This is a genomic window from Telluria sp. LT1R51-2, from assembly GCF_059685775.1.
Window position 1 is genome coordinate 2,574,630 of the sequence record NZ_JCASIM010000001.1, and the last position, 26,507, is coordinate 2,601,136.

At 64.3% G+C, this 26,507-nt stretch carries 24 protein-coding genes and 1 riboswitch; of the genes, 9 read left to right on the top strand and 15 right to left on the bottom strand.

Going from position 1 to position 26,507, the window contains the following annotated elements:
- Nucleotides 1-49: 49 nt before the first annotated feature.
- The 3 genes from AC56LH_RS11250 to AC56LH_RS11260 form a co-directional block, all read right to left on the bottom strand.
- Nucleotides 50-883 (bottom strand): PhzF family phenazine biosynthesis protein, encoded by an 834-nt coding sequence (locus AC56LH_RS11250; protein ID WP_499646025.1) that lies wholly within the window; start codon nucleotides 881-883, stop codon nucleotides 50-52.
- A 46-nt stretch (nucleotides 884-929) separates the two neighbouring features.
- Nucleotides 930-2,081, bottom strand: coding sequence for an MFS transporter (locus AC56LH_RS11255; RefSeq protein WP_499646027.1), 1,152 nt, complete (start codon nucleotides 2,079-2,081; stop codon nucleotides 930-932).
- 163 nt (nucleotides 2,082-2,244) lie between these two features.
- Nucleotides 2,245-4,287 (bottom strand): glycoside hydrolase family 97 protein, encoded by a 2,043-nt coding sequence (locus tag AC56LH_RS11260; RefSeq protein WP_499646029.1) that lies wholly within the window; start codon nucleotides 4,285-4,287, stop codon nucleotides 2,245-2,247.
- Between the two features lie 172 nt (nucleotides 4,288-4,459).
- Between AC56LH_RS11260 and AC56LH_RS11265 the strand changes: the two genes are divergently transcribed.
- The gene (locus AC56LH_RS11265) at nucleotides 4,460-5,110 is read left to right on the top strand and encodes a response regulator transcription factor (protein ID WP_499488389.1); all 651 of its coding nucleotides are present in this window, start codon (nucleotides 4,460-4,462) and stop codon (nucleotides 5,108-5,110) included.
- On the top strand, nucleotides 5,100-6,476 hold the full coding sequence (locus tag AC56LH_RS11270; protein WP_499646032.1) for an ATP-binding protein: 1,377 nt from the start codon (nucleotides 5,100-5,102) through the stop codon (nucleotides 6,474-6,476). Before AC56LH_RS11265 ends, AC56LH_RS11270 begins: the two co-directional genes overlap by 11 nt.
- Before the next feature lie 15 nt (nucleotides 6,477-6,491).
- Here AC56LH_RS11270 and AC56LH_RS11275 read toward each other — a convergent pair whose 3' ends face one another.
- From AC56LH_RS11275 to AC56LH_RS11285, 3 genes are all read right to left on the bottom strand, one after another.
- Nucleotides 6,492-7,472 carry a magnesium and cobalt transport protein CorA gene (locus tag AC56LH_RS11275; RefSeq protein WP_499646034.1) on the bottom strand — a complete coding sequence of 327 codons (981 nt, stop codon included), beginning with the start codon at nucleotides 7,470-7,472 and terminating at the stop codon, nucleotides 6,492-6,494.
- Between the two features lie 149 nt (nucleotides 7,473-7,621).
- The gene (locus AC56LH_RS11280) at nucleotides 7,622-9,202 is read right to left on the bottom strand and encodes a RimK family ATP-grasp domain-containing protein (protein ID WP_499646036.1); all 1,581 of its coding nucleotides are present in this window, start codon (nucleotides 9,200-9,202) and stop codon (nucleotides 7,622-7,624) included.
- A gap of 160 nt (nucleotides 9,203-9,362) precedes the next feature.
- The gene (locus AC56LH_RS11285) at nucleotides 9,363-9,914 is read right to left on the bottom strand and encodes a GNAT family N-acetyltransferase (protein WP_499646038.1); all 552 of its coding nucleotides are present in this window, start codon (nucleotides 9,912-9,914) and stop codon (nucleotides 9,363-9,365) included.
- 164 nt (nucleotides 9,915-10,078) lie between these two features.
- Between AC56LH_RS11285 and AC56LH_RS11290 the strand changes: the two genes are divergently transcribed.
- The 3 genes from AC56LH_RS11290 (at nucleotide 10,079) to AC56LH_RS11300 (ending at nucleotide 11,715) form a co-directional block, all read left to right on the top strand.
- A complete protein-coding gene (locus tag AC56LH_RS11290) occupies nucleotides 10,079-10,774 on the top strand; it encodes a P-loop NTPase family protein (protein WP_499646040.1) in 696 nt (231 codons plus the stop codon).
- Between the two features lie 131 nt (nucleotides 10,775-10,905).
- Nucleotides 10,906-11,376: a GNAT family N-acetyltransferase gene (locus tag AC56LH_RS11295; RefSeq protein ID WP_499646042.1), complete on the top strand. Its 471-nt coding sequence runs from the start codon at nucleotides 10,906-10,908 to the stop codon at nucleotides 11,374-11,376.
- A 33-nt stretch (nucleotides 11,377-11,409) separates the two neighbouring features.
- Nucleotides 11,410-11,715, top strand: coding sequence for an Hcp family type VI secretion system effector (locus AC56LH_RS11300; protein ID WP_499648450.1), 306 nt, complete (start codon nucleotides 11,410-11,412; stop codon nucleotides 11,713-11,715).
- Here AC56LH_RS11300 and AC56LH_RS11305 read toward each other — a convergent pair.
- The 3 genes from AC56LH_RS11305 to AC56LH_RS11315 form a co-directional block, all read right to left on the bottom strand.
- Entirely contained in the window at nucleotides 11,712-11,987 is a 276-nt protein-coding gene (locus tag AC56LH_RS11305; protein WP_499646044.1) for a hypothetical protein, read from the bottom strand. The two genes, AC56LH_RS11300 and AC56LH_RS11305, sit on opposite strands and share 4 nt — an antisense overlap.
- A 956-nt stretch (nucleotides 11,988-12,943) precedes the next feature.
- A complete protein-coding gene (locus AC56LH_RS11310) occupies nucleotides 12,944-13,837 on the bottom strand; it encodes an alpha/beta fold hydrolase (RefSeq protein WP_499646046.1) in 894 nt (297 codons plus the stop codon).
- A 69-nt stretch (nucleotides 13,838-13,906) separates the two neighbouring features.
- A complete protein-coding gene (locus tag AC56LH_RS11315; RefSeq protein WP_499646048.1) occupies nucleotides 13,907-14,407 on the bottom strand; it encodes a DUF3592 domain-containing protein in 501 nt (166 codons plus the stop codon).
- Nucleotides 14,408-14,777: 370 nt separating this feature from the next.
- Between AC56LH_RS11315 and AC56LH_RS11320 the strand changes: the two genes are divergently transcribed.
- Nucleotides 14,778-17,270 carry a TonB-dependent receptor plug domain-containing protein gene (locus AC56LH_RS11320; RefSeq protein WP_499646050.1) on the top strand — a complete coding sequence of 831 codons (2,493 nt, stop codon included), beginning with the start codon at nucleotides 14,778-14,780 and terminating at the stop codon, nucleotides 17,268-17,270.
- A 1-nt stretch (nucleotide 17,271) separates the two neighbouring features.
- Here AC56LH_RS11320 and AC56LH_RS11325 read toward each other — a convergent pair whose 3' ends face one another.
- Nucleotides 17,272-18,168 carry a LysR family transcriptional regulator gene (locus AC56LH_RS11325; RefSeq protein WP_499646052.1) on the bottom strand — a complete coding sequence of 299 codons (897 nt, stop codon included), beginning with the start codon at nucleotides 18,166-18,168 and terminating at the stop codon, nucleotides 17,272-17,274.
- Between the two features lie 99 nt (nucleotides 18,169-18,267).
- Here AC56LH_RS11325 and AC56LH_RS11330 point away from each other — a divergent pair, with 99 nt between their 5' ends.
- A complete protein-coding gene (locus AC56LH_RS11330) occupies nucleotides 18,268-19,473 on the top strand; it encodes an MFS transporter (RefSeq protein WP_499646054.1) in 1,206 nt (401 codons plus the stop codon).
- 5 nt (nucleotides 19,474-19,478) lie between these two features.
- On the opposite strand, the gene AC56LH_RS11335 is transcribed toward AC56LH_RS11330, so the two are convergent.
- Together AC56LH_RS11335 and AC56LH_RS11340 are read right to left on the bottom strand one after the other, a co-directional pair.
- Nucleotides 19,479-20,192 carry a glutathione S-transferase gene (locus tag AC56LH_RS11335; RefSeq protein ID WP_499646056.1) on the bottom strand — a complete coding sequence of 238 codons (714 nt, stop codon included), beginning with the start codon at nucleotides 20,190-20,192 and terminating at the stop codon, nucleotides 19,479-19,481.
- A 93-nt stretch (nucleotides 20,193-20,285) separates the two neighbouring features.
- A complete protein-coding gene (locus tag AC56LH_RS11340; RefSeq protein WP_499646058.1) occupies nucleotides 20,286-20,657 on the bottom strand; it encodes a hypothetical protein in 372 nt (123 codons plus the stop codon).
- Between the two features lie 271 nt (nucleotides 20,658-20,928).
- On the opposite strand from AC56LH_RS11340, the gene AC56LH_RS11345 reads away from it, so the two are divergent.
- Entirely contained in the window at nucleotides 20,929-21,702 is a 774-nt protein-coding gene (locus AC56LH_RS11345; RefSeq protein WP_499646060.1) for a DUF535 family protein, read from the top strand.
- A gap of 56 nt (nucleotides 21,703-21,758) precedes the next feature.
- Nucleotides 21,759-21,856, top strand: a riboswitch (TPP riboswitch).
- 83 nt (nucleotides 21,857-21,939) lie between these two features.
- Complete coding sequence (locus tag AC56LH_RS11350) at nucleotides 21,940-24,069, top strand: TonB-dependent siderophore receptor (RefSeq protein WP_499646062.1); 2,130 nt, start codon at nucleotides 21,940-21,942, stop codon at nucleotides 24,067-24,069.
- 326 nt (nucleotides 24,070-24,395) lie between these two features.
- On the opposite strand, the gene AC56LH_RS11355 is transcribed toward AC56LH_RS11350, so the two are convergent.
- The 3 genes from AC56LH_RS11355 to AC56LH_RS11365 all read right to left on the bottom strand — a co-directional run bounded on the left by AC56LH_RS11355 (nucleotide 24,396) and on the right by AC56LH_RS11365 (nucleotide 26,505).
- On the bottom strand, nucleotides 24,396-24,695 hold the full coding sequence (locus AC56LH_RS11355; protein WP_499646064.1) for a hypothetical protein: 300 nt from the start codon (nucleotides 24,693-24,695) through the stop codon (nucleotides 24,396-24,398).
- A gap of 146 nt (nucleotides 24,696-24,841) precedes the next feature.
- Nucleotides 24,842-25,810: an HDOD domain-containing protein gene (locus AC56LH_RS11360; RefSeq protein WP_499646066.1), complete on the bottom strand. Its 969-nt coding sequence runs from the start codon at nucleotides 25,808-25,810 to the stop codon at nucleotides 24,842-24,844.
- Nucleotides 25,811-25,980: 170 nt separating this feature from the next.
- Complete coding sequence (locus AC56LH_RS11365) at nucleotides 25,981-26,505, bottom strand: AAA family ATPase (protein ID WP_499648451.1); 525 nt, start codon at nucleotides 26,503-26,505, stop codon at nucleotides 25,981-25,983.
- Nucleotides 26,506-26,507 lie beyond the last annotated feature (2 nt).

The window sequence follows — 26,507 nt, forward strand, 5'->3', positions numbered from 1 at the left end:
AACTGATCAGGTTCCGCACGCCATGCGCCCCGCATGATCGCGGCCACGGTCACAGCATCCGCGCGCTGCCCGAGACCCGTACCGGGCCGCCTGTGTCGGTCCCGAATTTGGCCGTAATGAGCGAGCGCATGCCCATGTCTTCGCCCTGCACGACGGCGATCCGGCCGCCATGCGGCCAGCGGATATCGCGCAGGTAGCCGGCCAGCGCCGCCGTGGCAGCGCCCGTGGCCGGATCTTCCAGCACACCACCGGACGCAAAAGCGTTGCGTGTATGAAACAGCTGATCGTGTTCGGCCCAGGCCAGCACGATCGTTACCAGCCCGTGTGCCTGCATCAGTGCCCGGCCTGCATCGAGCACATAATCCATCCGTGCCAGCGTGGCGCGGCTGGTCAGCGCCAGCAGCAGATGGTCGGCACCGGCGTGGATGCAGGCAGCAGGCATGCGCGGATCGAGGTCCGCGCGCCTGTAGCCAAACAGTGCCAGCGCCGCATCGACCAGCGCGGCCGGTGCCGGGCTGCTGCGGGTGGGTGGGGATTGCAGCGCTGCCTGCAGCCGCGCCCCATCGTGCCGACCCTCGACGGTGATCGCGGCGGCGTTCAGGGTCAGCGCAAAACGGCCGTCGCCCTGCCTGCGCGCCAGCGCGGCGCCAAGGGCAATCGTCGCATGGCCGCAGAACGGCACTTCCGAGGCGGGCGAAAAATACCGCACGCGCCAGCCCTCGCCTTCGGGCGCCGCGAAGACGGTTTCCGAGAACCCGACCTCGCGTGCGATGGCAGCCATCTCGACCGCTGGCGGCAAGGCCGCGCCGATCCAGACGCCGGCCGGATTGCCGCCCTCGCCGTGGTCGTCGAAGGCGGCGAGTCGTTCAATGTCCTGGCGCATGGATGCTTCCTCAGTCGTTGGAAACATCCATCATAGCGCCACGGTACTAGCGCCGGGCGTCGATGCGCGGCAGCAGCACGGCCAGGATGCCCAGCAGCGGCAGGAACGAGGCGATCTGGTACACCTGCGCGATGCCGTGCACGTCGGCGATGCTGCCCATCGCGGCGGCGCCCACGCCGCTGATACCGAACATCAGGCCGAAGAAGATGCCCGAGATCAGGCCGACCTTGCCCGGCACCAGCTCCTGCGCGAACACGACGATGGCCGAGAACGCCGACGACATCACCAGCCCGATGATCACCGACAGCACACCGGTCCAGAACAGGTCGGCGTACGGCAGCGCGATGGTGAATGGCGCCGCGCCTAGGATCGAGAACCAGATCACGCGCTTGCGCCCGATCTTGTCGCCGATCGGCCCGCCTGCGAACGTGCCCAGCGCCACCGATGCCAGGAACAGGAACAGGTACATCTGCGCGGTGCCCACCGGCAGCTTGAATTTTTCGATCAGGAAGAAGGTGTAGTACGTCTGCAGGCTCGCCATGTAGATGTACTTGGAAAACACCAGCAGCGCCAGCACGACCAGCGCCTGCATCACCTTCTTGCGCGGCAGCGCCGGACCGGCATGCAGCGCGGCCTTCTTGACCATGTTCATCAGGTGATGGCTGTACCAGCGGCTCACGCCGACCAGCACCGCCACCGCAACGAGCACCAGCAGCATGAACCAGGCAATCTCGGCCTGCCCACGCCCGACAACGATCGCCGCCGCCAGCAGCGGCCCCAGGGCCGAGCCGGCATTGCCGCCGACCTGGAACACCGACTGCGCAAACCCGAAGCGCCCGCCCGACGCGAGGCGCGCCACGCGCGAGGCTTCCGGGTGGAAGGTCGACGAGCCCACGCCGATCATGCCGGCAGCAACCAGCAGCATCGGATAACTGCCCGCCCACGCGAGCAGACCGACGCCGAGGAGCGTCACGCACATCCCGGCCGGCAGCAGGAACGGGATCGGCCGCTTGTCGGTGTACAGGCCGATCCACGGCTGCAGCAGCGACGCGGTGCACTGGAACGTCAGCGTGATCAGGCCGACCTGGGTAAAGGTCAGGTTGAATTCGTGCTTCAGCAGCGGGTAGATCGACGGCAGCACCGCCTGCACGCAATCGTTGAGCAGGTGGACAAAGGCAACCGAGAGAAGGATTTGCATGACCGCACCCGGGACGGCCGGGGTGGTAGCGGAGGTGGTGCTGGACGGCGAGGAAGATGTGGACATGGACGACGCTGGTAGACAGAACAGTCCGACAGGATATGCGAAAACCGGCGCCCACGGGCGCCGGTTCTTTGACTACCAGTTCTTTAACTACGGGTGATCAGCCGGCCGGCACCAGCCGGATCGCCTGCCCGCCGCCTGGCGCCAGTACCATCTTGATGGTATCGGTGCTCTTCACGGTGCGCTTCTCGATCACCAGATCAAACCGGCGCTCGCTGCGATAGTCCGCCTTGTCGCCATCGCGGTAGATCTCGGCCACATACGACTTGCCCGCATCGAGGAACGACAACGGCAGATCGAGCGTGCGCGCATTGCCATCGGTGACCGAGCCGACATACCAGGCGCTCGAGTTGCGGTCCTTGCGTGCGATGGTCGCGTATTCACCGACAGCGCCATGCAGCACGCGCGTATCGTCCCAGTCGGTCGGCACGTCGCGAATGAACTTGAACGCACCCGGATAGCGGTCGTAATGCTCGATCAGATCAGCCGCCATCACCACCGGCGAATAGATCACCACGAAGTTGGCCAGCTGCTTGGCCTGGGTCGAGTTGAACGGCTTCTTGTCCTTGCCCTCCAGGCTCAGGATGCCCGGCGTGTAGTCGAGCGGGCCGCTGAGCATGCGGGTAAACACCAGATTGGCCTCGTGCTCGACGCTGTTGACCGGATTGCCCCAGGCGTTGTACTCCACGCCGCGCGCACCTTCACGCGAGATCCAGTTCGGATAGGTGCGGCGCAGGCCCGTGTCCTTCACCGGCTCGTGCGTGTTGATCGCAATCTTGTAGCGCGCCGCATCCTCGACCACCTTCTGGTAGTGGCGCACGCCCTCTTGCGAATCCGTGTAGCCAAAATGGACCTTGCCGTTCTTGCCCATAAACTGCGCCGCGCCGCCATCGGTCACGTAGCCGGTCTTGATGCTGTCCACGCCGTTCTTCGCATACAGGCGCAGCGCTGCATCGAGCTGCTTTTCGTAGTGCGCGATATTGCCGCCGGTTTCGTGGTGGCCGATGATGTGGACACCGCGCGCTTTGCCGTACGCCGCCAGTGCCGGCAGGTCGAAGCGCGGGTTCGAGCGGGTGAAGTCCATGTCCGCACCATTGCCAGCCCAGTCGCTGTCCCAGCCCGGATTCCAGCCTTCGACCAGCACGCCGCGGAAGCCGTTCTTGGCCGCGAAGTCGATGTAGCGCTTCGTGTAGTCGGTCGTCGCACCAAGCCGGTCGCCTGCGGCCCAGGTTTTGGTTTCGAGGTGCATGTCCCACCAGACGCCGACATACTTCGACGGCTTGACCCACGAGACGTCGCCCAGTTTGTTCGGCTCGTTCAGGTTCAGCACGAGGTCGGACATATACAGGCCCGCCGCGTCACCCGCGATCTGCATCGTGCGCCAAGGTGTCGTAAAACTGCCGGTGCGCACGACCGGCGCGCCATTGGCGGACGGGGTCAGGTGCGCACGCAGGCGCTGGCCTTCGACCCGGCGCAACCACATCGACGCGTAGTCGACCAGCGCTGCTTCGTGGAAGGCGATGTGCGTGCCGTTTTCCATCTTGACGGTCATCGGCGTGTTGGCCATGCCCACTTCGCGCAGCGGCGTTTTCTGGATCGGGTATTCGAGCGCCCAGACTTCACCGGCCTGCTGCCACCAGGCGGTGGCCGGCTGGGCCACCACGAATTCGGTCAGCTCGTCGGCGATGTGCACGGCGCGGTTATTGGCCTGCTTCGGGAATTCGTAGCGGAAGCCCACGCCATCGTCGAACACGCGAAACACGATCGCCAGGCGCCGGCCATCCTTTTTCTGATGCACGTCCACGCGCAGCTGGCTATAGTGATTGCGCACCGTGCGGCGCTCGCCCCAAGGCTGCTCCCAGGTGCTGTCATGGGCCGTGACCAGGTGACGCTCCATCGCGAAGCCGGCATCGAGCGGCTTGTCGCTGGCCAGCACGAAGCCCAGGCGCGACGGCGCGATGACCGGCTGGCCATTGCGCTCGACCTGGTACGACAGGCGCCCGTCCGGGGCGACCTGCAGCGACACCTTGAGCACCTTGCCGGGCGACTCGACGGTTGCCATCAGGTCTTCGGCGGCGAACGCGCCGGTACTGATCACCATGCCCAGCGCCACGAGGCTCATCTTCAATAAACTGGTATGCATCCTACGTCTCCTGTCTCGTCTTGTTTTCTGTTGCATTTTCAACCTGAAAGCGGTCGCCCCGGATAGTCCGGCATCGGGGATGCGCGGTCAATGTGCGGCTGAAGCGAATCTGAAGATTCGTCGCGGCGCCCGAAGCGCGGCGCACTGATACACTCGCGGCATGAAAATTCTGATGATCGAAGATGATCTGGCGATCGGCCAGGCACTGTTGTCGGTGTTCCAGGACGAAGGCCACACGGCAGTCTGGCTGCGCCTGGCTCAGGGCGCGGCCGCGCGCATGCGCAGCGAATCGTTCGACGCGGTGGTGCTCGACCTGGGCCTGCCGGATGGCGACGGCACCGATGTGCTGCGCGCGCTGCGCGATGAGGGCGTGCGCCTGCCGGTGTTGATCATCAGCGCGCGCGACAGCCTGCAGGACCGCCTCAAGGGGTTCGACCTGGGCGCGGACGACTACCTGATCAAGCCCTTCGAGATTCCCGAGCTGCTGGTGCGCCTGCGCGCGATCGTGCGCCGCAGCCACGGCGCGCTGGAAGAAAACCTGTGGGTGGCGGGCGACATCGAGCTGGACGAAAACCGCATGTTGGTCACGCGCGCCGGCCAGAGCGTCACGCTCTCGAAAACCGAATTCGCGCTGCTGCTCACGCTGATGAAGCAGGCCAACCGCGTACTCACGCGCGTCGAACTCGAACGGCGCGCCCTGCCCTCCGGCGAAGGCCAGAGCCAGACGCTCGACGTGCATATCTTCAATCTACGCAAGAAAGTGGGCGAAGGCGTGATCCGCACCGTGCGCGGCGTCGGCTACATGGTGCAGCGTGACGTTTAGACAGTCCTCGCTGTTCCGGCGCCTGATGTTCAGCTTTGCCGGCGTGATCGTCAGCGTCGCAATCATCGGCGTGCTGTGGATGTTTTATGAGGCCAAGGTCACGCAGCGCACGCGCACCTTCAGCGAAAACAAGGCGCACACGCTCAATATCCTGTCGCACCTGGTCGACACCGGCGCCCGGCCCGAGCGCATGCTGCCTGCCCTTGCCGCGATCGAGGTGAACCGCGAACGCATGTTCAGGGAGCTCGATTACCACTCGCGCGTGCGCGTCCGGGTCTGGCTCGATGGCCGCCTGCTCTACAACTCGATGCCGGAGCTGCCGGATGTGCTGCCCGAGGTGGCTGCGCGCGGCGCCTACGCGTGGGTGCGCTGGACGGCGCATGACGCCGATAACCGCATCGTCGTCGAGCGCCGCCACGAAGTCGACGACGAGTGGATGCTGACCATCTGGGGCGTGAGCTTCCTGCTGTCGTCGACCTTTTTCAGCCTGCCGCTGCTGTTGATTCCGGCGTGGCTGATCGTCGGCATCGGCCTGCGGCCACTGCGCTCGATCGCGTCGAGCATCGCCCAGCGCACGGATGCCGACCTGACGCCGCTGCCCGACTCGAAGTACAAGGAACTCTCGCCGCTGGTGGTGGCGATCAACGGACTGATGCACCGCCTCTCTCAGCGCATCGAGCACGAACACGAGTTTCTGACCGACGCTGCGCACGAGCTCAAGACGCCATTGGCGGCCATCCAGATCAACGCCCACGTCCTGATGAGCCGCGCCGGTGCCGAGATGGCCGAGCGCTGCGCCGAGCCGGCGGCTGGTCTGCGCAGCGGCGTCGCACGCGCCACGCACACGGTGCACCAGTTGCTGGCGCTCGAGCGTGCCAGGGCCGAACCGCAGGTGGCGCAGGCGTGCCCGCTGACGGACGTGGCCGACTTCGTGCGCGAGCGCGTGGCGACGGCTGCGCACCTGGCGGTGCAGCGCAATATCGAGATCGAATTCGACGCTGCCCTGGACGCCGGTGGCGCGCTGCCGCTGCACCTGGAAAGCATGGCGTCGGCGGTCGATAACCTGATCAGCAATGCGATCAAGTATTCACCGACGGATGGCCGCATCACCGTGCACCTGACGCGCGCCCCTTCTGGCTACCGGCTGGCGATCTGCGACGGCGGGCCGGGTATTGCGCCGGACCTGCGCGACAAGGTATTCGAGCGGTTCTACCGGGTGCCGGGGCAGGAGCAGCTGGGTTCAGGGCTGGGGCTGGCGATTGCGGAACGGGGCGCCGCAAGGAACGGCGGCACGATCTCGCTGGAGGATGGCGAGCATGGATGCGGCGTGTGCGCGACCATCACGTTCAGTGGCGCGGTGGGGTAGCTTTCAGAACGGTGCCTACAGCCAGCCAACGCGCTTCAGGCGCCGGTGCAGCAGCGTGCAACCGGCGACGATCCCGAACATCACCGCGGGATAACTCCAGCGCCAGGCCAGCTCCGGCATGTGCTGGAAGTTCATGCCATACAGGCTGAACACCATCGTCGGTACCGCCAGGATCGCGCCCCAGCCGGCGAGGCGCTTGACGACGTCATTCTGGCGGATCGTCACCTGCGCCAGCGAGACCTGCATCGCGGCATTGATCATCTCGCCGATCCGGTCTGCCGTCTGCGTCACGCGCGCGACATGGTCGAGAATGTCCCGGTAATAGATGCGGTTTCCGGCCGGAATGATGTCGCTGTGAAAACGCAGTAGTTCGTTGCAGATGTCGATCAACGGTGCAGCCGCCCCATGCACCGACAGCAGCTCGTTTTTCAGGTTGTAGAACTCTTCCAGGTTATCCGACGATGGATTCGGCAGAAACAACGCCTTCTCCACTTCGCGGAACCGGTCCTGCAGCATGTCCATGCATGGCTGGTAATGGTCAACGATGAAATCGATGATCGTGTAAAGCACGTACCCGGGGCCCGTCGCGAGTTTGGCCGGCACGCTCTCGGCGCGTTCGCGTACCGCGCGATAGCCATTGGACTTGCCGTGCCGGATCGTCATCACGAAGCGCGGCCCGACAAACACGTGCGTCTCGCCAAAGTGAAGCACCTGCTCGACGAGAGACACCGTATGCAGCACGACGAACAGGTTCTCGCCATACTCTTCGATCTTGGGCCGCTGGTGCGCCTTGCGCGCGTCTTCCACCGCCAGGTCGTGCAGGTCGAATTCGTCCTGCACCATGTCCATCAGTTCCTTGTCCGGCTCGAACAAGCCAAGCCAGACAAACGTGTCGTCGTCTTCCAGCGCGACGCTGATGTCCTCGATCCGGATCTCTTCCAGCTTGACGCCCTTGCGGTACACAGTGCAGTTGATGCGCGCCGCCACTTCATTCACGGATCGGCTCCTTCAATGCGAGCTGGCCAGGGTTGCGGCCCCTGGCGATGTCCCGGCGGATAGTCATGCGGTCTCTCGTGCAAAATTGATCGTGGCCGCGATTCTACGCAGCGCCGCGTAAAAATTTTGTCAAAAATGCGGCAAAACTGTCAGGACGGCGCTCCCGGCGCGGGGCGGTGCAGCACGTCCAGCCGGCGCACGAATTCGCGCAGCACGATCCGGTACAACTCGTCCCCGAGCACGCTGTCTTCGGCGCCGGCATCGATGTTCGGGTTGTCGTTTACTTCGATCACCACCGGGCCGCGCGACGTCATCTTCATGTCAACGCCGTAGAGGCCGTCGCCGATCAGGTTCGCCGCGTGCAGTGCATGGGCCAGCAAGTCGGCCGGCGCTTCGTCCAGCGGCACGGCGCTTGCCATGCCGAATTCGGCCTTGCCATTGGCGTCGCGCTTGGCGACCTGCCAGTGGCCTTTGGACATCCAGTATTTGCTGGCGAAGATCACCTGGCGATTGAGTACGCCAATGCGCCAGTCGAATTCGGTGAACATGTATTCCTGCACCAGGATCAGCGCCGATTGCTGCAGCAGTTCTTCGGCCACGCGGGTGAATTCGGCCGCATCCTTCACTTTCATCACACCGCGCGAAAAAGCGCCGTCGGGGATTTTTACCACCATCGGATAATCGATCTGCGCCTCGATCGCGGCCAGCGCTTGGGCGTCGGCGTGCTGCAGCGTGAACGTGCGCGGTGTGGGCACCCCGTGCAGGCGCAGCAGATCGGCCAGATACACCTTGTTGGTGCAGCGCAGGATCGAGCCGGCGTCGTCGATGACCACCAGCCCTTCGCTCTCGGCTTTCTTGGCGAACAGGTAGGTGTGATGGTTGACGGCCGTGGTTTCGCGGATGAACAGCGCATCGAATTCGGCCAGGCGCGCAAAGTCATGACGGTCGATCAGTTCGACGGTGAGGCCCAATTCGCGCCCCACTGCGCCAAGTCGCGCCAGCGCCCCGGTGTTACTTGGCGCCAGCTCTTCATCGGGATCGTGCAGCACCGCGATGCGGTAACGGTAGCGCCGCGCCCCGGGTGCCGGCTGCGGCAAGCCCGCGAATGCACCAAGAGCTGCCTCGCAGCCCGCGCGGCCATGTTCGCCCAGCGCCTTGAGCCCCTGGGTGTGGATCGCCGCGATATGCCACGCTTCGCCGCGCTCATCGCCGCGCGCAAATTCGACCCGCATCAGCGGCGCCGGAAAGGTCTCGAAAATGCTGCGCGCCACCGCAGCCAACGGCGTGTAGTCGGTGCGGCCGAACCGGATGTCCATCGAAAACTCGACCGGCATCGGGCCGCTGCCGTCGGCGCCCAGCACATCACTCAGGGCGCGATCGAGTTCGCCCGTGTCGAGTGAATAGATCGCCTTGCGCGACAGGTCATTGATCGTCTTCACCGACGGCAGTACCTGCTGGCCGCGCGCCTGCGCCATCAGCGAGCAGTAGTAGCCGACCGACAGGTATTTGTAGCTGCGACACAGGTTGATGACCAGGATGTCTGCGTCCAGCACAGGGTTTGCCAGGAAGGCGTCGGCTTCGATGACGGTGCAGCCAGGGCGCGCGGCGCGCCAGTCGCCGGCACGGTCGACGATGATCAGGAAGGCGGGGGCATCAGGTTCGGGGTCGGGTTCGGCGGGCGCTGTTTGGGTCGCCGTGACGGCGGGGGAAATCATGCGAAGCGTGGTCATTGGAGGTATCGGAGTTGATCGGGGGTGGATCGAAACGCGCGCCTGGCACGATGGCCAGCGCTGTCCAGACTCTAGCGACTGGCCCGTAAAAACCGCGTAAAGAACACGGCGCATCGCGACAAGCCCGCGTAAATGACGCGGTCATCGCCTCGCGCAGGTGTCATTCAGCCCGTTCAGTACGCAGCAACGCCCACAACTGAACGTCGATCGCTTGTTCATCGACACGCCAGCGCGCGCGCAGCAACCCTTCGCAGCGAAATCCGAGACGAGCCAGGAGCGCCGTCGATGCGTCGTTGCCGGGAATGACTTCGGCTTCGATGCGGGCCAGGTCGAGCGCATCGAAGCCGTGAGCGAGCAGCGCGCGCACGGCTTCGCCGGCCAGGCCCTGCCCCCAGTACGGCCGCGCCAGCAGATAGCCGAGCGTCGCGCGCCGGTGCTGCGGATGGATGTCGAACAGCGCGCAACTGCCCGCCAGGCCGCCGTCGCTGCGGCTGACAATGACCAGATGCAGCCCGCTTCCCCGTTCAAGGTCAGTCTGCGCTTCGGCGATCGCCGCGCGCGCCTGCCCAGGACACGTCCACACCGTGTGACTCCAGTGGCGCATCACCTCGTGGTCGCCATACAGCGCCAGCAAGCCGTGTGTGTCGGCGTCCGTCGGCACGCGCAGGCAGAGGCGCGGGGTCACCAGGCTGGCGGGGTCAATCGGGATCATGGCGTATCTCGCTCCGAGGTGGAAAACGCGCAGCTTAGCCCCGCACCGTAGGGCGCGACAGGCCGCGTTTACACGGCATTGATGGAGTTGCCCGCCCCTTTTTTCCTGTTTTTACGGGCGCCCCGCTACGCTGGCGAACATCGCATCAACTTCGGAAGGTTTCAATGATCATCGCCATCGTCAACCAGCACGGCAGCCCTGAACGCACCGTCGTGGCGCGCAACCTGGCGGTTCTGCGCGCACGCAGCGGCAGACGCGTATGCCTGATGACCACCTCCGCAGGTGCGGACAGCGACTGGTGCAATGACCGCAGCAGCGCCGGCGTGCGGCCCTGGATCGACACGCGCCATGTGGGCAGTCGCGCCGTCGAAACGCGTTTGGCCGCGCTGCGCCCGCTGTTCAATGACATCCTGATCGACGCCGGGGCGCGCGATACCGACGGTTGCCGTTGCGTGCTGGCAGCCAGCCACCTGGTGGTGGTGCCAGTGCGAGGCGGCGCGCTCGACCTCGACCTGCAATACCGCCTGCTGGCCCGGTTGAACGGTGCGCGCGTATTGAATCCTGGCCTGCGGGTGCTGTTCGTCGCCGTCAGTGGTCAGGCCGGGCCGGACGCCAACGAGCGCGCCGCCGTGCTCGCGCACGTGAGCCGGGTGCAGAATGCCAAGCTGGCCTCGACCGTCCTGCACGCGCCGGCCGAATTCGACTACGGCCTGGGGCGCTGCGTGTCGGATGCGGCGGCATGCGACCCGGACGCCGCCGCCGAGATGCAGGCGCTGTACGACGAGGTGTATGCCGCGCTGCCGACGATGGCGCATTCAATGGAAGCGCAGATGGGCGCGGGTCATGCGCTTTGGCGTTGAACGTGCTGACGGCGTTTTTACGCGCGGCGCGCCACTATTTGCAATTCATTTATCCGTAAGACTGCAACGCGAAGGGAGTGACCATGCGGCACGCAACACCTGATGGTCCGACCGCGCAACGCGCAGCAGACGTGCCTACGAACGTCTACACGGACAGCGCCATCAGGCTAGCAACAACGAGCGACATCGTGGCCTTGGTGGCCATTGAAAACACCAGCTTTCCCGGCGACCGGCTCGACCGGCGCCGCTTTCGCTACCTGCTCACACAGGCCAACAGCGTGACCTTCGTCGACGTAGACGGGGCCGTCGTGCGGGGCTACATCATGCTGCTGCTACGCACAGGTTGGCGCGGTGCGCGCGTCTATTCCATAGCCACGCATCCGGCCCACCTGGGCTGCGGCGTGGCCGCACGCCTGCTGACTGCGGCCGAGCGCTGGGCTGCGGTCCACGGCTGCGTGGAAGTGCGGCTCGAGGTCCGCACCGACAACGCCGCCTCGCTCGCGTTGTTTCGCAAGCGCGGCTACGTTGTGTTCGGACGTTATGGTGCGTATTACCACGACAGCATGGATGCGCTGCGGCTGCGCAGGATGCTGGGTCTATAACCGGTTTGCCCGGCCCGGCGCTGGCGTTGATGGCTGTCGGATCTAGCGTCACCGGTGCTGATGCAGCATTGCGCAAACGGAAAGACAATCCCTAAGGCTAAGCTCGAATTCATGCGTGCCGATGGAGACAGGCGCGTGAACTACTACGAGGTCGAACTGGAGAATGTAATGATCGCGGACATGGAACAGATGGCGAGAGAGGGGATGCTTCTGATTGACCACGTCTCCCTGCAATTTAGCAAAGTGAAGTGGAAAAACTCGCAGCAGAGAATCGGCGGCGGCGTAGTTGGCCAAACTGCTGATGGATGGGATCTGTCCTGCCACAAATTGTGCGCTTAGCCGGAGTAATCATGACTGACCCGAAACCTGATCCGCTGCGGCCCACCCAAGATTCGCGCGGGTTCTTCATGCTGCCGCGAGCGGCTCGTGATGTTGGTTATTACACCTACGGCACGATGGATAAAAGACCTGATCGTGGCGGATACCAATATGCCCACCCGATCATGATGACCACCATCCTGCGTGTAGCGCACGAATAGCAGAAGATAGATCCGCGCCGCGTTGGTGTTGGCAACATCAGCCGAGCCGACATGCGCGACGATGGCGAGCATGCTACTCATTTGGATGGGCTACAAGTTGACTTACGACCTATTGGCAAAGACGGCGTCGAATGTCCGGTAAGCTGCTTCTCTCCAGAGTATGACCGAGCAGCAACTACCAAAATTATCGAGTTGTTTCGTGCATTCACACCAGTCCAAGTGGTCTGGTTCAACGACATGTCGATACCGTTCGTTCGCCCTATGCGGGGCCATCACGACCACTTTCATGTCGGACTAAGGGGATAATATGCGACGCGCTATCTCAGCAATCGCCGTGTGCGGATTGGCCACGCTGTCTGCGCTGGCGTCCGATACGCTAGGCGGGTGGACTCCGATACCCGGGGCAAATTATCGAATATTTTCCGGCGAAACTGTCGCATACAGTGAGGCCCCTACGGCTAAAGATCGCAAATTGAGCATCCTGTTCAGGGGGCAGGCGGCCAAGGAAATTGTTGACTCGATTGGTCCCGACGCACGTGCGCAAGATATGTGCAGCACATCGAACGGCGACCGTGAGCGGGCGAAAGGGGCAGTTCAGTGTACCTTCACAGCGCTCAAGGCTTCTGAGACGGGCATGGGCTATCGGTGCTGGGTCGGTGTCGATCTAATCAGTGGAAAGGGCATTCCTAGCGTGCCCTGCTAAAGCAGCGCCGACATGGTCAAAGTTACCTCCCACCTAACCCGGACCCGGACTATGCGGTCTCGGGAGAACAAGTAGGAGCACTTTTGCAGGCCTCTATATCGTCAGCGCTACCGTCGTCGTTGGCGTTGAGCTGAGCCACGTCGACCTGGTGCGCGCAGAGCGAGGGGTCGACGGCGGCCTGGCCGATCAGGTTTCCGCCGACAGATCTACTGGCCAACAAGGCGCTCGCACAGAATCGCATTTCACCTTGCTGGCCTTTGCGTGGGCGAAGTAGATGCGTCGCTGGTGACATCCATTCGTAGTCGCCGCGCGCAGCCTGATTTTGTCAGCCTTGCACCAAAAACGGCAACACCCGTTCAAGCAGCATATCCGGCGCTTCCTCGGCAATGTAATGCCCGCACGGCAGCGCCCCACCCTGCACATCGGCCGCCACCCGCTGCCACTCCTTGAGCGGATCGAAGCAGCGCCCCACCACGCCCTGCTCACCCCACAGCACCATCAGTGGCAGCGCCAGACGGTTCCCGGCATCGCGGTCAAACCGATCGTGCTCGAGGTCGATCGTCGCAGCAGCGCGGTAGTCTTCACAGATGCCGTGCGCGGCGCCCGGCAACGCCAGGCAGCGCTGGTACTCGGCCAGCGCGCGCGGGTGGAACGGCGCCAGGCCTGCGCTGCGCTTGCCCATCACATCGCGCACATACGCGGCCGGGTCGGCCTCGATCAGGCGCTCGGGCAGCGGCGCCGGCTGGATCAGGAAGAACCAGTGCCAGTAGGCGCGCGCAAACGTGTCCGACGTTTGCTCGTACATCGCGAGCGTGGGCGCGATGTCCAGCAGGACCATCCGCTCGACGGCCTGCGGATGGTCCTGCGCCAGCCGGTGCGCGACGCGCGCGCCGCGGTCGTGGGCCAGCACGCGGAAGGTGGCAAATCCCAGTGACTGCATCACCGCCACCATGTCGGCCGCCATCGCACGCTTGCTGTAGTTGGCGTGGTCCGGTGCGCCCTGCGGTTTGGACGAATCGCCATAACCACGCAGATCGCAGGCCACGACCGTGAACTGCTCGGCCAGGCGCGGTGCGACGCGGTGCCAGATGGCGTGCGTTTGCGGGTGGCCGTGCAGCAGCAGGAGCGGCGGGCCGGAACCACCGACGATGGCGTTGATGGTGACGGTCGGGTCGACGTCGACTTGCAGGGCGCGAAAATGGGGGAACAGGTCTGTCATGGTGTCTCGTTAATGATTTCGTTACTGGCGTGATGATGTGGAGGCTTGATGGGTCTCGTCGTGCCACCACTATACAAGCGGATGCCCCTGCAGTGCGGCGGCACGCTGCATCCTTGCCGTGCGCTCTGCTGCGTGCGCCAGTGCCTCGCGTCGCAGCCGGGCCGCGGTGCGCAGCGTTCCGATGCCGCCTGCAACCAGCACGATCGCCAGCGCCACAAAAAACCACTCCGTGGGATTGATCCCATCCGCGTAGACGATGGCGCGCCCCGGCTTGCCGGGCTGATAGCGGACCGTGATCGGATCACCCGGCTGCTGGTGGGCGAAACGCGCCTGCATGACGGCATGCACGCGGTCGCACTGCACACCGCTCAGCCACGACGTGGCCTGGCGCCTGCCGGTAAATTCCCGGCCACCCACGGTGTAGCGATAGCGCAGCTGTATGCACCAGCGGGTCGAGCGGCCTGTGGACTTGTAGAGCGTGCTGCTGGTGATCTGCGCCTGCGCTTTTGGCCAGTCCCAGGCCGCGTACTTGTCGAACAGGGTCACGCACATGAACACGCTGATCGCCATGCCCACGAGCACAAAACCCCATCCGAGGAGTGAATGAAGCTGGGGGTCCGGTGGAAATGTAGGCTCGGCCCGGGGCGCTGACGTTGGCTGGCTCATTACTTGGATGGGCTGAATCATGACCCCATCGTGCCGTGAATCCGGCGCGCTGGCAATCACGCTGCATCACCTTATGCAGCAGGCATCGGCATGCACTCGCCCGCGCGTTGCTTACCCCACTTACATGAACCTGACATCCCGCCATTGTTGTAATTACGTCATTTGCGATCAGCACGAATTGACACCATGGCAAGCGCTGCGCAGTATGGAATGGAGGTCCCGGCCTCGCCCTTCCCAGTGGAACACCCGCGTTTGAATATCAAAGGATTGCACCATGCAGAGAGCCAAGACCGAAAAGACAGCAGTTGCCCTTGCCATTGCCGCGCTGTGCGCAGGCTTTGCCCACGCCCAGGAGGCGCCGCAAGCCGAAACCACGGCAGCGTCCGCGACGGTCGTCGTCACCGGTACCCGCGTGGCCAACCGCACCGTGCTCGACACCAGCGCACCCGTCGATGTGATTTCGGCCGAGACCCTGAAGAACTCGGGCAGCACCGAAATGACGCAGGCGCTGTCGATGGCTCTGCCTTCGCTGAATTTTCCGCGTCCGGCGCTGACCGACGGCACCGACACCATCCGCCCTGCCACGCTGCGCGGCATGTCGCCCGACCAGACCCTGGTGCTGGTCAATTCCAAGCGCCGCCATGCGTCGTCGCTGGTGAACGTCAACGGCTCGATTGGCCGCGGTTCGGCAGCGGTCGACCTGAATACCATCCCTACCGCGATCGTCAAAACGGTCGAGGTCCTGCGTGACGGCGCCGCAGCCCAGTACGGCTCGGACGCGATCTCGGGCGTCGTCAACATGCGCCTGCGCACCGACCGCACGGGCGGCGAAGCGACCGTCAACTACGGCGCCAACAAGACCGAATACGATCTGAACAACGCGGCGCCACCGGCCGGCGGCACCTGGACCGCCCCGGCGTCGCGCAAGCGCACCGACGGCCAGACTGCCACGGTCAGCATCTGGAAAGGCCTGGCACTGGGCGAGACCGGCTACCTGACGATCGCCGGCGAATTCCGCGAGCAGAATCGCACCGAGCGTGCCGGCTACGACATGCGTCAGCAGTACGCACTGGTCAATGGTGCGTTCGATCCGCGCGAGAACACGATCAACCGCTTCAATGCGTGGACCGGTGAACCCGACATGAAGCAGTCCACGCTGTTTGCCAACGCCGGCAACGACCTGGGCGGTGGCGTCAAGGTGTATGGCTGGGCCAGCCACCAGGACCGCGAGGCCACATCGGCCGGCTACGCCCGCATCCCGCAGGACGTGCGCAACATCCAGTCGATCTACCCGGACGGGTTCCTGCCTTTGATCTCGCCGACCGTGAAGGACTTCTCGGCCACGGGCGGCGTGACCTGGCTTGCCGGCGCGTGGGACATGGACGCCTCGCTCGGCTACGGCAAGAACAAGATGGAATACACCATCGAGAACACGCTGAACCGCTCGCTCGGCCCGTCCAGCAAGACGGCGTTCTATGCAGGTGGCTATTCGTACGACCAGGCGGTGCTGAACCTGACCGGCGTGCGCAGCGTCGAGATGGCGTCGTTCTCGTCGCCGCTGAACGTGGCCGTCGGTATCGAAGCGCGCCGCGAAGGCTATGAGCTGTTCGCCGGCGAAGAGCAGTCGTACAGCTTCGGCGGCGCGCGGCTGCCAAACGGTACGCCGACGGCGCCGGGCGCCCAGGTGTTCCCGGGCTTCCGGCCATCGAATGAAGTCGATGCGCACCGCAACGCCATCGGCGCCTTCATCGACCTCGAAGCGAATGTCACGCCCGAGCTGCTGGCATCGGTGGCCGTGCGCGGCGAACGTTATTCGGACTTCGGCAACAGCCTGGCCGGCAAGCTCGCACTGCGCTACGACTTCAACCCGAACTTCGCCGTGCGCGGCGCGATCCAGAATGGCTTCCGTGCGCCCTCGCCGCAGCAGCAGAACTTCACCGCGACCTCGACCAACTTCATCAACGGCGTGCCGTTCGAGATCACGACCTTCCGCCCGGACGATCCGGTCGCCGTCGCACTGGGCGCCAAGCCGCTCGACGCCGAGAAATCGATCAACGCGTCGCTCGGCGCCGTGATGCGCCTGGGCGCCGTCAGCCTGACGGTGGACGCCTACCGCATCGACATCGACGACCGCATTATCCTGTCCGAAAACCTGACGCAGACGAACGTACGCAACTACATCGCCAGCCAGGGCTTCATCGGCGTGGGTGGCGGGCGCTTCTTCATCAACGGCGTGGACACCACCACCAAGGGCGTCGACATCGTGCTGAGCATGCCGTACAACGCCGGCGATGCAGGCAAGTTTGACTTCACGCTGGCGGCCAACTTTACCGACACCGAAGTGACCAAGACGCCGACCACGACGCAGCTCTCGAGCCTGAGCCCGGCGCCGGTGCTGTTCGATCGCCTGAACGTGCTGTCGCTTGAAAAAGGCCAGCCAAAAAACAAGGTCAGCGCCAACGTGAACTGGAAGCTGGGCCAGTGGGGCGCGACGCTGCGCGCCACGCGCTACGGCGAAGTGCTGTCGCCGGGCACCACGGCGGCATTCGACTTCGAGATGGGCGCCAAGACCACGGTCGACCTGGAAGGCCGCCTGGCCGTCACGCCGAAGCTGACCCTGGCGCTGGGCGCGGACAACGTGTTCGATCAGTATCCGGAAACGCAGCCGCCGTCCATCAACACCACCGGCAACACGCCGTTCTCGACGTATGCGCCGTTCGGTCGGTCGGGCCGCTATATCTACGGCCGCGCCACCTACGCGTTCTGAGTTAGCGTTCCAGCACCTCGCCCAGCCTGTGGGCGAGGAAGTCCACCAGCGCCGCCACCCGCGGCGCGAGTGCACCCTGTTTGTAGAACACGGCCCACACGGGCTGTGTCCACGGCAGGGTGTGTTCTTCCAGCACCGGCACCAGCCGCCCCGCCGCGACATCCGCGCGCGTCAGAAAATCCGACAGCGATGCAATCCCCGCGCCATGCAGCGCCAGTTGCCGCAGCGTCTCGCCGCTCGACGCCACCACCTGCGGCGTGATCGTCCAGCCTTCGCCGCCGCCATGACGCAGCGGCCAGGTATTCAACAGCGCCGGCGCCGTGAAGCCCAGCGTGCGATGCCCTGCGAGTGCCGCCGTGTCGGGCGGCGCGCCATGGCGTTCGAGATACGCAGGTGAGGCCAGCACGCGCAGCCGCGCCGCGCCCAGGCGGCGCGCATTGAGCGTCGAATCGGGCAGCGCGCCGATGCGGATCGCCAGATCGGCCCGTTCTTCGATCAGGTCAATATAGGTTTCGCCGCTCACCAGTTCCAAGCCAATCAGCGGATACGCATCCAGGAACTCGGCGACCAGTGGCGCGAGCAGGTGGCCCAGCGCCGGCGTGGCGGCATTCACGCGCACCAGGCCCGCTGGCTGCGAGCGGCGCGCCGCCGCTTCGGCCTCGGTGTTGGCCAGGTCGGCCAGAATCGTCCGCGCCCGGCCCAGCAGCCAGGCACCCTCCTCGGTCAGTTGCAGGCGCCGCGTCGTGCGCTGGATCAGCGTCATGCCCAGGCTGCCCTCGAGGCGCGAGATGGTGCGCGAGACGCCCGACGGCGTCTGCCCCAGGCGCTCGGCGGCGCGTGAAAACGAGCCCGCGTCCATGACTGCGGAAAATACAATCAAGGCATCCACGTCGATCATTGATGACTCCGAATCAAAAGTCCATTGTAGCCGGACCTGTTTTTCCGGGCTGGCAAAGGCGGCACACTGCATGCCTGCCATCTCTGAAGAAAGAACACCATGCCACTCGCACTCTGGGCACTCGCATTGAGCGCCTTTGCCATCGGGACGACCGAATTCGTCATCGTTGGCCTGATCCCTACCATCGCCGCCAGCCTGCAGGTGTCGGTACCCTCGGCGGGCCTCCTGGTCAGCCTGTACGCGCTGGGCGTGGCCATCGGCGCGCCGCTGCTCACGGCCATGACGGGCCGCGTGCCGCGCAAGCAGCTGCTGCTTGGCCTGATGGTGCTGTTTACGATCGGGAACCTGGTGGCCTGGATGGCGCCGGACTACACGGCGCTGATGGCCGCGCGCGTGCTCACGGGCCTGGCGCACGGCGTGTTCTTTTCGATCGGTTCGACCATCGCCACCAGCCTGGTCCCGAAGGAAAAAGCGGCCAGCGCGATCGCGCTGATGTTCACCGGCCTGACCGTAGCGCTGGTTACTGGCGTACCACTCGGTACCTTCATCGGCCAGCACTTCGGCTGGCAGGCGACGTTCCTCGCGGTGTCGTTGCTGGGCGTGATTGCCGTCATCGGCAGCGCCATCCTGGTGCCGTCCGATATCGCCGGCAGCAAGCCGGTACCACTCTTGATGCAACTGGCCGTGCTGAAGAAGCCGCGCCTGCTGCTGGTGTACGCGATCACGACGCTCGGCTACGGCGGCAGCTTCATCGCCTTCACGTACCTGGCGCCGATCCTGCAGCAAGTGTCCGGCTTTGCGGCGTCGACCGTCAGCCTGGTCATGCTGGTGTATGGCGTATCGGTCGCGGCCGGGAATATCTGGGGCGGCAAGCTGGCCGATCGCCTCGGGCCAGTGCGCGCGCTGCAGATCGTGTTTGCGCTGCTGGCGCTGGTGCTGCTGGTGCTGGCGTTTACGGCGCCCAGCAAACCGCTGGTGCTGATCACGGTCCTGGCTTGGGGCGCGGTCGCCTTCGGCAACGTGCCTGGCCTGCAAGTGTATGTGGTGCGGCGCGCCGAACGCGATGCACCGCAGGCCGTCGATGTGGCCTCTGGCCTGAACATCGCCGCCTTCAATGTCGGCATTGCGCTGGGCGCCTGGGGCGGTGGCCTGATTGTCGCGCACCTCGGCCTGATGGCCACGCCGTGGATCGGCGCGCTGGTGGTCGTGGGCGCCCTGCTGCTCACGACGCTGGCTGGCTGGCTCGATCGCCGCGACGGCGTGCCTGCAAAAGACATAACCGCCGCAACGGTCGCACTGCACTGACCTGCTTACGCGTCCAGCTCGGGATACCGACGGAAGATGCCGTCCTGGTTGAACGGAATGCGGCGCGGCGATGCCAGATAGGCCGCGATCTTCGGCCGCGCCGCCACCCGGTCGCGCAAGGCCGTGAGCTCGGGATGCTCCTGCTCGACCTTCTTCATCGCGTTGGGGAATGCGTAGCGCAAGCCCTCGATGACCTGGAACAGCGACAGGTCGGCGTAGCTCACGCGCTCGCCCAGAAGGTAGTCGCGTGGCTCGGGATTTGCCAGCAGCCGCGCAAAATAGCCCATGAATTTGGGGATGCGCGTCTCGACAAAATCGGCCGCGCGGCGCTTGGCCTCGGGCTTCTGGTCTTCGTAGTACAGCATCGAGGCGATCGGATGATGCGTGTCGTGCGCCTCGGTGACCAGGTCGGCGATCGTCAATTGCAGCTGGTGGACCCAGAGCCGGCCAGGCTCGGTGCGTGGCGCCAGACCATGCTGTTCACCCAGGTACAGCAGGATGTTGGCTACCTGGCCGATGGTCTGTTCGCCCGCTTTCAGAAATGGCGGGGCGAACGCAGGATGGTCGCCGACTTCGAGCGCAGCCATCAATTGGTCGACGCCACCATCGCCACGCGCCACATCGACATAGTCGACGCCCGCTTCCTCCAGCACCAGGCGCACGAATTCGCCGCGGCCCTGGATCGACGGCCAGTAATACAGTTGGTAGGGATGCGCCATGATCGCCTTTCCTGTTGATGGAGAAAAGTCATGGTAGACCGAACCGGAAGGCCGGGAAGCACGGTACGCCGGCGATGCGGACTTGCCCTCGATTCAGGCGACTGCGCACCACCGTTTGGCGATCGTCGGCGGCAGGTTGAAATGCTTCGCCGTTTCGGCAATCGAGGCCTTGTTTGCTTTCTTCCATGCCGAGACCTGACTGGCGTTCGGCCTTTGCGGAATGCCCGTGCTGTCCTTGCTCTTGGCCGTCTTGGCTGTCGCAGCGCGCGATGCCTGACCGACGACGCGACTTGACGCCGTGCGGTGCATGCTGCGGGACTGCGCCATCTCCGCAGCGGTGTTAGTAGCTGACACGCTGTCGTCGACAGAGTCGTTCTCGGTCCCAGGGCCCTGCGCGAGGGCGGCTTCCGGCGGCTGGTTGTGCGTCATGGATGTTCTTTCGTGCTGATAAATGAGTGCCGCCATTATGACCTGCTCCGGATCGCGACCCCGCATTCGAGGCGTTCTACATGACGCGACCCGCGTGGTGCGCCACAGGCATCGCCCGATTGTCGTTATTGAGCAACACCCATCATGCCGCTAAACCCTGTCAACAGGGCGACTGCCCCCAATCGTGTTGGTTCCTGACGAATCCTTAAACTTTCTCCAAGCACACGTTGGCGATAGGGAACATAATTGCACTGAGGAACTAATTTAATAAAGTTCGCCCGCCACTTTTTGCCCCATGGAGCGCTCGATGATTTTCGCGCGATTGACCCAAGGCTGGCACGCCCTGCGCCGCTGGCGCGAGCACCAGTCCCTGAATGCCCACGTCCGCTTCGAGGACACGACCTTCAACCGGGCATACCGGGATGCGGTGCATGGCAACGCCGGTCTGGTCTTGTGGCAGCACGACGGCGAACATGGCCAGTTCGCGCTGCAGTTGCGCGCCGCGCAGCACGACGAGCCGCAGAATGGGTTGACCCTGACGCTGCTCGCCAATGACGCCGTGTTGCATCGCCTGTCCTGGAACTGGGCCGACGGTGCGCAGCTCGCGCTTCCGGTGGCAAGCGTGCCGCTGGTGACCCACAACGCCGGCCTGTGGCGCGATGCCGGACCGGCCTTCGATGCGTTCGAACGCGCGTTCCCGAATAATTCGCCCAGCTTTTTCGCGTTTGCTGCCCTGCAGGGCGCGGCACAGGCGCTGGGCATCGACCGCGTGCTCGCACTGCGCGCTACCGCGCACCCGGCCTATCAGGCTGACCAGCACGCGACCTTCGAGAGCGGCTACGACGGCTTCTGGCGCATTCTCGGCGGCGCCGAATACGATGCGCGCCACTACCAGATCACGCTGCCGTTCTACCTCAAGCCGCTGGCCGACATGCCATCGAAGCACCGCAAGCGCGCCGCCCAGCGCCGCGATCAGTGGCGCGCAATCGGTGAGGCTGCGCGCACCACGCTGCTGCACCATATGGCGCCCGTCGCCACGACCGCGGCCGCGGCCAGAGCGCCCACCACCGCGCAAGCCTGATTCCACCTCGACGCTTGCCAGATTCACCACGGCCGTCAAGCGCCGTGCTACACTCGCGCCTTCGCTAGGGGTCCTGGAACGTTGTTCCGGGTGAGACATACCCTTCGTACCTGATCTGGATAATGCCAGCGAAGGAAAGCGCAAAGCAGCCCTCCCGTTCGTTTGCCCTTCCCCCACGTTGGCTCCGGCTTGATTTCAAAGCGGCGCGCCTCTGTGGCGCGCAAACACGAGCACACCATGACCTTCACTCTGAAGCACCCAGTACTTGCCTGCGCCATCGTGCAGGCCTTCGTTGTCACGCCTGCTGCATTTGCGCAGGACGCCATCCCCTCGGTCGTCGTCACCAGCAGCAAATGGATCGCGCTCGACCGCGCCAGCGTCGGCGGTTTCGCCGACACGCAGCTGCTCGACGCGCCGGCGTCGATTACCTCGATCGGCCAGGGCCAGATGCAGGATCTGTCGATCCGCAGCGTCAGCGATGCGAGCCGCTACGACGCGTCGATCGGCGACGCCTACAACGCCATCGGCTACGCGGAGCAGTTCTCGGTGCGCGGCTTCACGCTCGACAACGCGACCAGCTACCGCAAGGACATGATCGCCATTTCGGGCGACACGCAAATCCCGCTCGAGAACAAGGAGCGCATTGAAATCCTGCGCGGCCTGGCCGGTCTGCAGGCCGGCGTCGCAGCACCGGGCGGCATGCTCAACTTCGTCACCAAGCGCCCGACCAATGCACCGCTGCGCTCGGCCACCGTCGAAGTGCGCGAACGCGGCACCGTGTACGGCGCGGTCGACCTGGGCGGACGCTTCGCCGACCGCCGCTTCGGCTACCGCATCAATGCGGCCGCAGAAGACCTGAAATCGTACGTGCGCGGCGCCGACGGCAAGCGCCAGTTCATCTCGGCCGCATTCGACTGGCAGATGTCGCCCGATGCGCTGTTCCAGATCGACGTCGACCACCAGCACAAGGAGCAGGTCACCGCCCCCGGCTACCAGCTGCTGCGCAATGAAGTCCTGCCCACCGGGATCTCGGCGAAAACGCTGCTCAACGACCAGCCATGGACACGCCCCGTCGACACCGACAGCAGCAACCTTGGGCTGCGCTTCGAGTACCGCATCAGCGACACCTGGACTGCGACCGTCAACGCCAACAAGCACTGGTTCAAGCGCGACGACTTCACCGCTTTCCCGTACGGCTGCAGCAATGAGGGTGATGGCTACTATCCGGGCTATTGCTCGAACGGCGACTATGACGTGTATGACTTCCAGAGCACCGGCGAGCGCAAGACGCCATGGGGCGCGCAAGCGATGCTGCAGGGCCGCTTCGACACGGGCGCGGTGCGCCACGCACTGACGCTCGGCAGCGCCTACGCCGAACGCCACGACAGTTTCGGCGAATACGTGTACGACTACGTCGGCTCGAGCAATATCTGGCAGAACCAGATCGTGCCGCCGGTGGACAGCAGCCGCGTCACCGGCCCCGTGATGGAACGCCGCGCGACCGAAGAACGTTCGCTGTTTGTGCAGGACATCCTGACCCTGTCACCGGCCTGGACGCTGCACGCCGGCGTGCGCTACGTCCAGCTCAAGCTCGATGCGCTGGAAGAAATCGACCAGGCGCGCGTGACATCGAAAGACTCGTTCGCGCTGCCGAACGTGGCGCTGGTCTATGCGCCGGCGCCGGACTGGCGCGTGTACGGCTCGATCAGCCATGGCCTGCAATACGGCGGCATCGCGCCGATGGAGACGGTCAACCAGAACACGGTGCTCTCGCCAAGCCGCTCGAAGCAGTTCGAATTTGGCGTCAAGCGCAATGTGAACGAGCAACTGGCTTTGTCCGGCGCCCTCTTCGAAATCACCCAGGGCCTCGAATACACGAACGCCGCCAATGTCTTCGTGCGCGCGGGCGAGCAGACGCATCGCGGTGTTGAACTGTCGGCGCAGGGCCGCGCCCTGCCCGGCCTGAACTACAACCTGTCGCTGATGGCGCTCGATACGGACCAGAAGGACACGGGCGACGCCAGCACCGAAGGCAAGCGCGTGACCAATGTGCCGGAATTGCGCACGGCCGCCTGGGTCGAATACGTGGTGCCACAGGTGGCAGGGCTCAAGCTCGACGCGCAGTGGCAGTACTCGGGCAACAAGGTGTTCGATCCGGCCAACCGGGTCAAGGTGCCGGGGTACCACGTGGCCGGGTTTGGCGCATCGTACCTGCTGCGCGCGGGCGGTTTGAACACGATCATCCGGGCGCGGATGGACAATGCGTTCGACAAGTTCTACTGGCGCGATGTGACGCAGTCGCTGGGTGGGTATTTGCTGCCGGGGGCGCCGAGGACGTTCAGGCTGTCGGCGCAGATTGATTTTTGATGTTCAGGAATCGATCACCGCTTATTTGAGGGCCAGCGCGGCTGCTTTTTGGCGCTTCCGCGTTGGAAAAAACTTGCGTTGAGAAAAAGAAGCCCTGGAAAACTTGCGTGTTCCAGGGCTTGCTGCCGACTAACAATAAAGTCGGCCACAATTCCTTCTATCAGACAGAATAATCACAGCACGCTGTCCTTGCAAATAGTGTTTGCCACGCCGCGCCGGCAAATGTCGTGCACCTGTCGGTTTCAACAATAAAGTTGGCCACAGCCCGCAGGGTATGCAGGTTTGCAAAGGTCGCTTCGACCAAAATCATATACGGACGTTGGCCGCTACGGATACCAGACGAGCGAGCTTCCTTCGGCGAATGCACCTTCGTAGTGTCGTCGGAAAGCTGCCATGTTTGGATCATTCATGCTCTCAACATCAATTTTACGCCCTTCGCACAACTCAACTTCCAAAAACCCGAATAACTCGACTGCGCATTTGGCGGCATTGAGATCTGGGACACTGTCGCTCTGCGCGAGGAACAGAATGAAACGATGGGTGCTACCTGCTATTGGACTAGCCCAGTCGAAGCTTGTTTTTCCTGCAAAACGACCTGAGCCGGGGTACAAAATAACCGTCTTCAAAGGTTACTCCTTCGTTTGGTTGCCGGACTATGTTGGGCAATTGAGGGCCTTCACTCGTTCGCTGCCGGGCGGTTACGAACAGTCGGAACAGGTCAGTGTAATCGGCCGCTGTCTGCTGAGTAACTAAATAGTTTTTGTCAGGCGCTCTAATCCGACAACTCCAGCAACTTCCCTAAACACCGCCGCTCAAACCCATTCAACCCCTGCATCACCAGCGGGTCATCATCACCGATCACACCAGCGTCCAGCAGCAAGCGCAACGTCGCGATGCGGTCCCCCAGTGCCAGCGCCTGCGCCGGATGCGAACCCTCCGGCTCATGTGCATGCGCGATCGCCTTGACGACATCCGGCGGAAAATCCCAGTGACTGGCAATCACCGCCGACAGCTCGCGGCTGGCGGCAAAGAACGCGATGCCGAATTCGCCGGAACCGGGTACCTTGCCTTCGCAGACGCGGTCGGCCACCTGGAACGCCACCTGCAATCCCAGGTTGTGCATCAGGCCCGCCAGATAGGACTCGAACACGCCGGCCGAGAGGCCTGGCGCCATGACGCTGGCAGCGAATGCGCAGCGTTCGGCATGCTTCCAGACGACGGGCGCCACCTTGCGTGCCACGCCCTGCGTCGTCACGCGCAGCAGCGGGCGAAACGCGATGCGCGCGAGCAGCATGCGCAAGCCGTTCAGGCCGAGCATCGTGACGGCGCCTTCCAGCGTTTCGATGGGCGTCACGGGGCGGTAATAGGCGCTGTTCGCTTCGCGGATGACCTCGGCAACCAGCACCAGATCGCGCCCTACCTGGGCCGACAATGCGCCCGTCGAGATGTTCTCGTCCGACAGCGCAGTCAGGAGCTGCGAGATCAGTTCAGGGATGCGTGGCACGAGGCCGGAAGCACAGACAGGATCGGCGGCGAGCGAGCGCACTTCGTCCAGGATCTGGGCCTCCTGCTCGGGTGACGCCGCGCAGCGGCTGCTGGCCGTCAGCCAGCGGTAATAGGTGGCGTGGACCTCGGTCGCCATGGCTTGACTGTCTTCGCCCGTCAGCGCTGCGCCGACGGCTGCGGGCGCGACGGGTTCCTTCTCCGCGCCGCCCAGCAAACGACCAATCCAATTTTTCATCGCATCCCGTCCCGTGTTCAGAAAGTGGCATATTGTAATGCCACAAAGAAACAAATAGTCAGGTCGAGCGAACTATTTGCCGCCGATCCACCGTGTCTTTGCATAACGGCGCAGCGCTGAACCTACGCATGACGGGAATCAATGAGACGGCATGCGTGCCGCAAGCATCATCAGGGCGCAGCGAGCAGCTGTTCCACTTGCGCCATGCGCTGCGGGAGGTCGCCTGCCAGGATGGTGTAGGCGATGCCCCGCGCGGTGAGCGTCTCGAGCAGCATCCGGTGCACCATCTGGCGCACCTCCTCCGATTCGCGCTGCAGGCCGTCCGGCTCCCACGGGCCGTCGGGCGCCGTCACCAATGTGACGGTGTAGGCATGGCGCGCGGCGAGCTGCGCCAGTTGCGCATCCACCCTGCCCCAGTACACCAGGCTGTACAACGCCGTCATCAGGGCCGTCGTGTCACAGAACAGATAGCGCCGCGCGACGCGCTCTGCTGCATCCTCGCGTGCCAGTTGCGTGCGCGCGATGCCGAACTGGTCGTCCTCGCGCGGCACGCGGGCTTGAACCTCGACGAATTCGCGCAGGTATTCCGGCACCCAGACCGTGTCATAGCGGCGTGCCAGCGCTTCGGACAGCGTGGACTTGCCCGACGATTCGGCGCCCAGGATCGCAATCCGGGCCACACCGGCAACGGGCATCT